The following is an 8,489-nucleotide window of genomic DNA, read 5'->3' on the forward strand; positions in this document are numbered from 1 at the left end:
AAATCTGTCCAAGGATCGGGGAGTAGCTCACAGTCCGGGCATGGACGGCCCGAACAGACTTGGGTTGCCGCGGAACAGTGTGCTTGTCACGAGCGCGCGTCGACCGTCGGTGGCCCAGAATGGCGGCGTTTGCGCGACGGCCTTGAGGAAATCCGATAGCGCCTCTTCGCGCCTTTCGGGGGCATTGCCTCCGACCACGGCCGCCACGACGGCGCCGATCGACGCGCCGCATATGCGTGTGACGTCGAGGCGGGACCGCTCGATCGCCGACCAAGCTCCGACGTAAAAGGCACCCAGAGCATTCCCGCCTGCCAGGCACAGCCAGCATTCCATCGGGCTATTCATTTGGCTTGGCAATCTTGCGGTGGAGTTCTGCGACCATTCCGGCTGGCAGAATTTCTGCGGCGGTCGCCTGAACCTTGTTCATCAAACCATGGGTGATCTGCTCACGCCCCGCCATCATTGCATCATAACCGGTGCGCGCGACCTTCGCAGGATCGTCTTTCTTCATTTCGCCGACAGGTGTATCGCGCATTCCGGCACGCTCGAAGACCTTGGTATCGGTGGCACCGGGCATGAGGCAGGTGACGCTTATGCCGCTTTCCGAAAGTTCATGGGCCAGCGCGATGGAGAAAGAATTCACGTAGGCCTTGGTGGCGTTGTAGACCGCCTGATAGGGGCCAGGCATGTAGCCTACGATCGAACCCGTGATAAGCACCTTTCCGGACCCTGCCGCGACCATCGCCGACAGCATCCGCCGCGCGAGCATCGTTGTGCCGGTGACATTCGTCTCGATTACATCGAGGATGTCATCCTCCGCTTGCTCGACAAACGCGTGACCTAGACTGCGACCTGCATTGAGCATTAGGATATCGGGCGTCCTGCCATCGAGCCGTTCGCATAGAACGTCGAGGCCCGCTTTGGTGGACAGATCTGCCGTAACTGCCTCTACGCCGAGCTCGGCGGCGATCAAATCAACGCCAGCGTCCCGATCGACGAGCAACAGCCCGTGTCCTTCGGCATGTGCAACGCGCGCCAGCTCGAGGCCGATGCCGTTTGCTGCGCCGGTGATAATGCAAAGATCCATATGGGACTTTCGGGCTTGAGATGGGAGGAGGTGGCAATGCTTCCAGCGCGTGGTTCTGGTTGACGACAGTGTCCGGCGTCACTCAGGGAGGTGTTCGTTTCATCGCAACCGGCAAAATGCCAGCCGCCGGTTCGCCAGTGTAACAGGCCGGGAAAAAAACGGCCCGCAGCAGCGGGCCATTTCCATCATGCAGCTTCAACCGAGCCCGTTGCTGCGGTGTTCACCGCAGTCTCGGCCAGCACTGTCAGCTTCTCGTCAGTCGCAGTCTCCTCCTGCAACGTCTCGTCAAGCAGCGTCACCGCTTCGTCCATGCCGAGCTGCTGCGCCCATGCCTTCAGCGAGCCGTAACGGCTCATCTCGTAGTGCTCGACGGCTTGGGCCGCTGCCAGAAGACCGGCGTCATGGGCGGGGCTGTCCTTGAATTCTTCCATGACTTCTGCCGCTTCCGAGATGATGCCTTCGATGGCATCGCAGGTTTTGCCCTGTGGTCGCTTGCCAATCAATTCGAACACCTGTTTGAGGCGCTCGATCTGGTTGTCGGTCTCTTCCTGATGGGCCTCGAAGGCGGCCTTCAGTTCGGGATCCTGCGCCGCCCGCGCCATCTTCTTCAGGTTCTTGGTAATTTGGCGCTCGGCATAGTAGATGTCCTTGAGCGTCTCGTGGAACAGCGTGTCGAGGGTTTTGTCAGCCACTTTGGCCTCCTGTGATATTGAATTTTCCAGAGTGCCGGGTGCCCGGGCACCCGTCAGATGTCGGCGCGCTCGCTGCTGGCCGAGAGCTGCAAGAACTTGCGCGTCACTGCCGGCAAGCTGTCTTCGATCGACTCCGCCATCTTGCGCTCTTCGTCGAGGCTAAGGCGGAGCAGTTGCAGAGCGTCGGTTGCACCGCATTCTTCGGCAACCGTGATCAGGGAGGTGTAAGCCGCGATCTCGAAGTTTTCGAAGGCATGGTTGGCGAAGCTGTTCTTCAGTATCTCGTCGCTCGCCATGGAATGGGTCACGGCGGCCATAGTGCCCGTAAATGACAGTGACATGTCCTTTAGGGTGGAAGAGCCCTCGGCCAAACCGCCCAGAATAGTATCCAGTCGATCGATTTGCCCCTCGGTCTCGCGAATGTGCTGCTCCAACATGGCTGACACTTCAGGATAGTGCTGAAGCCGCTTCAGCTGTGGCTCCATGATCGAGAGAGCTTGCTTTTCCATGGCATGGGCGTTGCGTAATCCATCAACGAAAATATCGCGAGCGGATGATGTGCTGGTCATAAAGCCTCCTATGAAGCGCAAGCAACATGCGGATCTTGAAATCGTTCCAGAACGCAGACCCTTAAGGCCGCGTGTCTGCGAAACGATTTGGCGGCTAGCTTCAGCTGAGGTTCTCGATGCGGCTCAGCAGCTTCCCCTTAGTCGTTGTGTAAAAGGCTGACCACCCAATGCACCAAGCGGCAAAGATCAAAGCTTGCTCGTCCAATGAGACACCTAAATCGATCAGGACACCCGCGGCTCCAGGTCCCACAGCGGAGGCAATGATCACCCCGCTGGTTGAGATGGCACGAATGCTGCCAGCATGCGCTGTGCCATAAAGCTCCAGCCAAAGTGAGCTGATCAATAAACCCGACAAACCGAGAGTGACGCCGAACAATGCGAGGATGGCGGGTAGCCATATCAGGTCTTTGACAAATGCCAGCCCGACACAGGCTAGCATCAGTGGCAGCAGATAGATCGAAATCATCCTCCAAGCCCCGAACCTGTCCACGAGCGCCCCTCCAAAAAGGGACGCCAGCGCGGACGTCACTGCAATAACGGGCAAAAATGCGGTGAACTGTAGCTGGGACCAACCCTTCAGGCCTGCGAGATGCCCTTGGTGAAAAATGATCAGGGATCCCACGCATGGCATGGTCATAAGACCAGGGAACAACGTCCAGAACAGGGGATCACGAAGGACGCGCTTTCGCGTCCATCCGCCACCCGATTGGTGATCGTCAGCCGACCACGGGGCTTCAGACTGCGGCGCGGTCTGACCGGGCCTTTGTTCAGGGGCATCCTTGAACAGGTAGAGGATCAGAGAAAGCATTATGGTGGCGAGTGCGACGGCAATGACCACCCAGACAGCGCGCCAGCCGAATGATGCAATAGCAAGCGCCACAGAAAATGGCAGGACCGCCTCGCCAACCGTGAGGCCGACAGAGGCAACCGAGATCGCACGACCGCGCCGCTTTTGAAACCAGCGGCCCATCGACGTCATCGCAACATGAATGAGCATCCCTTGGCCAAGAAAACGCACGCCTGTCAGAAATAGAGCCAGGTGGACAGGATTTTGGATGACCCATGCGCAGAATGCCGTCAGCGTGAGCAACACCAGTGCAATCGCTGCCAGCGGTCGCGCTGCAAACCGATCCGTAAGATTTCCGGCGAAAAATATGATGCATGCACTTGCGAGGGTCGCACCGGAGTAAAGCGCGGAAAACTGCCCGTTGCTCAAATCGAATTCGTGACGAAGCGCGCCGTTGAATTGCGCGATAAGGCTCGTTTGGCCGACCATGGAGGCAAACATGAGCGATGCGCCACCGGCCATCCAACGCGAAGAGGACGCGTGCATGGGCGAGCCGGGAGCCTTAGGCGAGTTTTCGGATAACATCAGCGGTTTTCGGCGAGGTGATCTTCTTGTCGGGTTACTATGCTGGATCAACCCCGAGCAGCCATCAGAGCGCAGAATAAGGGGTCAGATATCGCATCAAGCTGGTCGGTTGTGTTGATCGTTGTAAGGTCGATCCCGTAAAGCCAGCCGATGTGAGTGTCGAGGTAAGCGATAAGTTTCTCCTCGTCACCTGACACTCTGATATCCTCGATCATTTGCGATTGCGCCACAATTACGGCGGTGCGATCATCCTCGGTGACGGCCATGGCAACTCTCTTGTTTGCGGAACAGCGCAAAGGCGCAGCATTGCCAGCTAGGCTGTCTTAATGCCATTCAATCTGCCTGATGCCGGCGTGTTCTGTGGGGCAACACCTTCTTCGCACCTTCGACCGGACCGGTCACGCGCGAGCAAGACCCCAAAACTCGGCGATGCGACGGGTCGAGGATATACCGACCTCCAGCATATATTTCCCCTCTTTCCCAAGACCTTCCTTACCTGCGGTGCCGAGGGGTGTGCCATGTCCCATGCCATGCACAATGATCTCTTCGATCACGTCCCTGCCACTCTGGTCAGACCAGACGCGCCGCGTGGATCCCGGTCCCTGAGAGCTTTCCATAGACAGGGCCTTGGCCTGATGGATCTTGCGCCACTGATGGACGATCGCCCGAGCGTTCGAGGAGGCTACTGTCTTGTCGTTGTCGCCGTGCCAGACCGAAATTATTGGCCAAGGTCCGTCGAAATCCGTGGCGTCGCGGACCAGACGCTCAAGCTTTCGATCGGAAGGTCCGCCAAACCCCCTCATGCGGCAAAGTGCCTGCACCAGCGAATTCGCACTACGGTAGGGAAGGCCAGCGATGATCGCGCCGCCAGCAAACAGTTCCGGATAGGTCGCCAGCATTACTGAGGTCATGGCCCCGCCCGAGGACATGCCCGTGATGAAAATGCGTGTTGGGTCAATGGAATGTTCGTTCGCAACCAACCTGATCATCTGGGCAATCGACATGGGCTCGCCGCCCCCGCGATGGTTGTCGCTTTGCTTGAACCAATTGAAACTGCCCAGCGGGTTGTTGGTGCGCCTTTGGCCGGGAAACAGCAGGGTGATGCCCAGATCATCCGCAAGAGCTGACCACCCCGAGCCAGCATCGTAACTCGCCGCAGACTGTGTGCTGCCATGCAGCACGACGACAAGCGGGCCATTTTTTTTGAAACTATGGGGAAGGTAAACCTCTGCGCTCAGACTTCCGGGATCGCTTCCGAAAGCACCTAAGGCGATGAGAGATGATGCATCATTCAACATTTAGGCCCGTCAGTTGCATAGGCTTTCTCCTCGCCTGTCCGATATGCGCGAATGTCGGAGGGTCACTTTCATTGGATGTTGGCGAAAGCGAGGTCCAAGCGCGGAACGATAGGCCGCCATCGCCTCGTCGATGTGGCCAAGGCCAATGAAAGACTGTCGAAGCATGATTGTTCCCGCCAAGGTAGCTGTTGCATACGCGCGGCAGGTGGGCCTACATCGCCAGTGCGGGCCAGCGTTTGGTCTGAAACAGCTTGCAAAGAGGCATCAATGACTGCCCGCGCGAGCAACGGTTCGCGTCGGAGCGTCAGATGTGATATGTCCTCCGAGCAGACTTTGAGGCGCCGGTGTCAGGCATCTTTTTTGCCGTCTTGAACCGGCCCCATGGAAGGGGACCGTGTGCCGAACCTCAGACAAATGAAAGCCCAGCAAAAGGTTCTGGCGGATTTCGGCGACTTCGCCTTGCGATCTGACACACTGGACGAGGTTTTGATCGAGGCTTGCCGCCTGGTGTCCGAGGCGATCGACTGTGACTTCTCGAAAATTCTGGAGATGGAAGAAAGTGGTGAAGCCGCTCTCGTTAAAGCAGGCGTGGGCTGGGACCCTGACCAGAATGTCATTGGACGGCGTCTGAAGTTTTCTGAGCGGTCTTCGGAAACTTACTCGCTAAAACTCGGCAAGCCCGTGGTGTCCCCCAACATTCAGGATGAAAAGCGGTTCGAGTTCGCTTTTTTTTTGCGCGATCATGGCGTGGTGTCGTTGATCAATGTTCCGATCTTTCTGCCGGGCGGCAGAGCGTATGGATTGCTGCAAGTCGATAGCCGAGAGCAGCGCGATTTCTCCGCGGCCGATATCGAATTCTTACGAACGTATGCCGCAATCCTGGGGCCGGTTATTGATCGGTTGCACAAGGCGCACAGTCTCCGGCACGCCCTTGAAACCAACAAGCGCTTGCTTCTGGAGCTGCAGCATCGCGTCAAGAACCATATCGGCATCATCACAAGTATGGTGCGCCTGCGGACCCGGCATGCCAAGACCGAGGATGCCCGTGCCGAACTGGCTGGGGTTGCCGAGCGGATAGAAACGCTTCGTCTGGTCAACGAGAAACTTTACAACGCGAAAGACGCGGGCACGTTGCCGATGAAGTCTTTTCTCTCCGAGCTTATGGAGAACCTCTGCGTCCTGCATGACGCTGCTACACACAAAGTCCGGCTGGAATGCAACATTGCCGACATTCACCTTGGACCGGAGGCGGCGGTTCCCATGGGACTGATCGCCAATGAGTTTGTCACCAACAGTCTAAAATATGCCTTTGACGGGACAGGCGGCACAATTTTCGTGTCGCTCGAGGTCGCAAACAACCGACTTCGCCTATCTCTTCGCGATGACGGGAAGGGCTTGCCTGCAGATCCGCAGGTAGCACCAAAAGGCTCGGGCACCGGCATCCGGCTGATTGATGGTCTGGCAACCCAGCTCGGGGCGGAGGCCCAGTGGCCCGCATCAATGAACGGGGCAGTGTTGTGTTTAGAGATGGAACACACCGCCTAGACGTCGGCAGACCATGCTGGCAGCCTGAAACGATCCCGATCCTGTGATCACCGACGTTGTGACGGAACGAAGCGTATATCCCAGTGTTTCCCGCAGCATCGCTTCGGGGGACGGCATATGAATGATACCCACCTTGCCGGAAGGCGCATCCTGGTTATCGAGGATGAAGCACTGCTGAGCATGGACATCTGTGACCAGATCGAGGCCCATGGTGGCGTCGTGGTCGGACCCGCATCCACGATGGTCCATGGATATGCCCTGCTTGGCGACGCATCACCCGATGGGGGCATCCTGAACATTAGGATCGGCGATCAGATGATTTATCCCTTGGCACGGGTATGCATGACGGCGGGCATTCCGATCATTTTCGCGAGCAGTGAAAGCCGGTCATCTATTCCCACGGAGTTCGAGATGGTGCCCTTGCTCGACAAGCCTGTAGATATGATCGCCGCGATCAAAGGCCTCTTCCCGATCGAGTAATAGAACGGGGTGGCTGTGCGCGCCTAGGAACATAGTGGACCGCTTCGGCTTGGTATTTAGAGTGGTGATCACGGAGCGCGGCAGGTCTGCAGGGCGCATGACACCATCTCCCCTGCGGGACATCATGAAATTCTTCGTCGACACGGGCAATCTGTCCGAAATTGAAATTTTACAGAATGCCGGTCTCATCGATGGTGTAACCACTAATCCATCCTTGGTGCTCAAAGTCAATCGACCGATCATCGAGCTGCTGAAGGACATCTGTCAGATCACGGACGGGCCCGTCTCGGCCGAAGTTGTTGCATCAGACTACGACGGCATGATGCGTGAGGGTGAAGCCCTCGCCAGCATTGCGCCGAACATCGTGGTCAAGCTCCCACTTACTTTGAACGGCTTGCGGGCTTGCCGGAGCTTTACCGATCGGGGGCGGATGACGAATGTCACGCTTTGTTTTTCCGCCAATCAGGCTCTTCTCGCTGCGAAAGCCGGAGCCACGTTTATATCACCGTTTGTCGGGCGACTTGATGATCTGAATATCGATGGTATGGAGTTGATCTCCGACATCCGGCGCATCTATGACAACTACGCGTTTAAAACGCAGATATTGGTAGCATCGGTTCGGACCCCCAATCACATCCGCGAGGCCGCCTTATTAGGTGCGGATGCGGCGACCGTGCCTGCGGCCACATTGCTGAATTTGATCGATCACCCGCTTACGCATAAGGGAATAGAGGCGTTCGACGCAGACTGGAAAAAAACTGGGCAAACCATTGTCTGATGGACACACGTCAACACGACCGATAATGTCATGAGAATATGAACATCATATGATCAACTAAATCAGCTAAGACGAAGAGCATGATAGCCTGGCATAGGGTGGCTCGAAAACGCCGGCTGTAAGCATTCATTACCGGACAACAGTACAAATGTTGCCGCACCGCTGGAATGAAAGGACAGCTTTGTCCCGACCCGTGAGCTTAAAGGCAGCTTTTCGCTGCGCGTCAGACCAACGATCACTCCGACTGTATGAGCCATCCGCTTGCATTGCCGGACCGAAGCCTTGGCGGGCGGCAGGTTCCGGACGCGGCCATCGCACGGCGCGATCTGCGCCTTGCGCCGCAAGCAGAGTCGAATTCCTTCGAAAGGCTACGGGGCTTGGTGATCCGCTGCAACATGCTGACCGTCCAGATCGAGATCGGCGCGCCTCCCGTCGATCTGCCGACCGGCCTGATCAGCCGCCCCATTGATGACCGCGATATTCCACGTGCTAACCTGGTCCTGTGCCAGCTGCGGGGGAGGACGCTGCCCGTATCCGCATCGTCGTTCGCAGAATTGATCGGGGCGAGCCTTGCCGATTGTGGCCAGGATCGAAAAGCACTTTGAAGCATCTAGCGCGTAGTTCTGCGGCGCAGCGAATGTCTGCTAATGGGAGATTGTGTTGAAAAA

The 8,489-nt window shown here is 57.3% G+C and carries 10 protein-coding genes and 1 pseudogene; 4 read left to right on the forward strand and 7 right to left on the reverse strand.

What is annotated here, in order from left to right; genetic code table 11:
• Nucleotides 1–27 precede the first annotated feature (27 nt).
• The 7 genes from E2K76_RS19710 to E2K76_RS19740 all read right to left on the reverse strand — a co-directional run bounded on the left by E2K76_RS19710 (nucleotide 28) and on the right by E2K76_RS19740 (nucleotide 5,018).
• A complete protein-coding gene (locus tag E2K76_RS19710; RefSeq protein WP_169053412.1) occupies nucleotides 28–333 on the reverse strand; it encodes a patatin-like phospholipase family protein in 306 nt (101 codons plus the stop codon).
• A gap of 4 nt (nucleotides 334–337) precedes the next feature.
• Nucleotides 338–1,087 (reverse strand): SDR family NAD(P)-dependent oxidoreductase, encoded by a 750-nt coding sequence (locus tag E2K76_RS19715; RefSeq protein WP_136686146.1) that lies wholly within the window; start codon nucleotides 1,085–1,087, stop codon nucleotides 338–340.
• Between the two features lie 185 nt (nucleotides 1,088–1,272).
• Nucleotides 1,273–1,779, reverse strand: coding sequence for a YciE/YciF ferroxidase family protein (locus tag E2K76_RS19720; RefSeq protein ID WP_136686147.1), 507 nt, complete (start codon nucleotides 1,777–1,779; stop codon nucleotides 1,273–1,275).
• A 53-nt stretch (nucleotides 1,780–1,832) separates the two neighbouring features.
• Nucleotides 1,833–2,348, reverse strand: a complete 516-nt coding sequence (locus E2K76_RS19725; protein ID WP_136686148.1) for a ferritin-like domain-containing protein — start codon at nucleotides 2,346–2,348, stop codon at nucleotides 1,833–1,835.
• A 100-nt stretch (nucleotides 2,349–2,448) separates the two neighbouring features.
• The gene (locus E2K76_RS19730; RefSeq protein WP_220432320.1) at nucleotides 2,449–3,636 is read right to left on the reverse strand and encodes an MFS transporter; all 1,188 of its coding nucleotides are present in this window, start codon (nucleotides 3,634–3,636) and stop codon (nucleotides 2,449–2,451) included.
• Between the two features lie 131 nt (nucleotides 3,637–3,767).
• On the reverse strand, nucleotides 3,768–3,986 hold the full coding sequence (locus E2K76_RS19735; protein WP_136686150.1) for a hypothetical protein: 219 nt from the start codon (nucleotides 3,984–3,986) through the stop codon (nucleotides 3,768–3,770).
• Between the two features lie 132 nt (nucleotides 3,987–4,118).
• Complete coding sequence (locus E2K76_RS19740; protein WP_136686151.1) at nucleotides 4,119–5,018, reverse strand: extracellular catalytic domain type 1 short-chain-length polyhydroxyalkanoate depolymerase; 900 nt, start codon at nucleotides 5,016–5,018, stop codon at nucleotides 4,119–4,121.
• 396 nt (nucleotides 5,019–5,414) lie between these two features.
• On the opposite strand from E2K76_RS19740, the gene E2K76_RS19745 reads away from it, so the two are divergent.
• The 4 genes and pseudogenes from E2K76_RS19745 to E2K76_RS19760 form a co-directional block, all read left to right on the forward strand.
• On the forward strand, nucleotides 5,415–6,563 hold the full coding sequence (locus E2K76_RS19745) for a sensor histidine kinase (RefSeq protein ID WP_136686152.1): 1,149 nt from the start codon (nucleotides 5,415–5,417) through the stop codon (nucleotides 6,561–6,563).
• 117 nt (nucleotides 6,564–6,680) lie between these two features.
• The gene (locus tag E2K76_RS19750; RefSeq protein WP_136686153.1) at nucleotides 6,681–7,043 is read left to right on the forward strand and encodes a hypothetical protein; all 363 of its coding nucleotides are present in this window, start codon (nucleotides 6,681–6,683) and stop codon (nucleotides 7,041–7,043) included.
• 124 nt (nucleotides 7,044–7,167) lie between these two features.
• Nucleotides 7,168–7,821, forward strand: a complete 654-nt coding sequence (gene fsa / locus E2K76_RS19755; protein ID WP_136686155.1) for a fructose-6-phosphate aldolase — start codon at nucleotides 7,168–7,170, stop codon at nucleotides 7,819–7,821.
• A 227-nt stretch (nucleotides 7,822–8,048) separates the two neighbouring features.
• Nucleotides 8,049–8,426, forward strand: a pseudogene (locus E2K76_RS19760) (hypothetical protein); the annotation flags it as partial.
• Between the last annotated feature and the right edge of the window lie 63 nt (nucleotides 8,427–8,489).

This window comes from Falsirhodobacter xinxiangensis (genome assembly GCF_004959935.1).
Taxonomy (GTDB): Bacteria; Pseudomonadota; Alphaproteobacteria; order Rhodobacterales; family Rhodobacteraceae; genus Falsirhodobacter; species Falsirhodobacter xinxiangensis.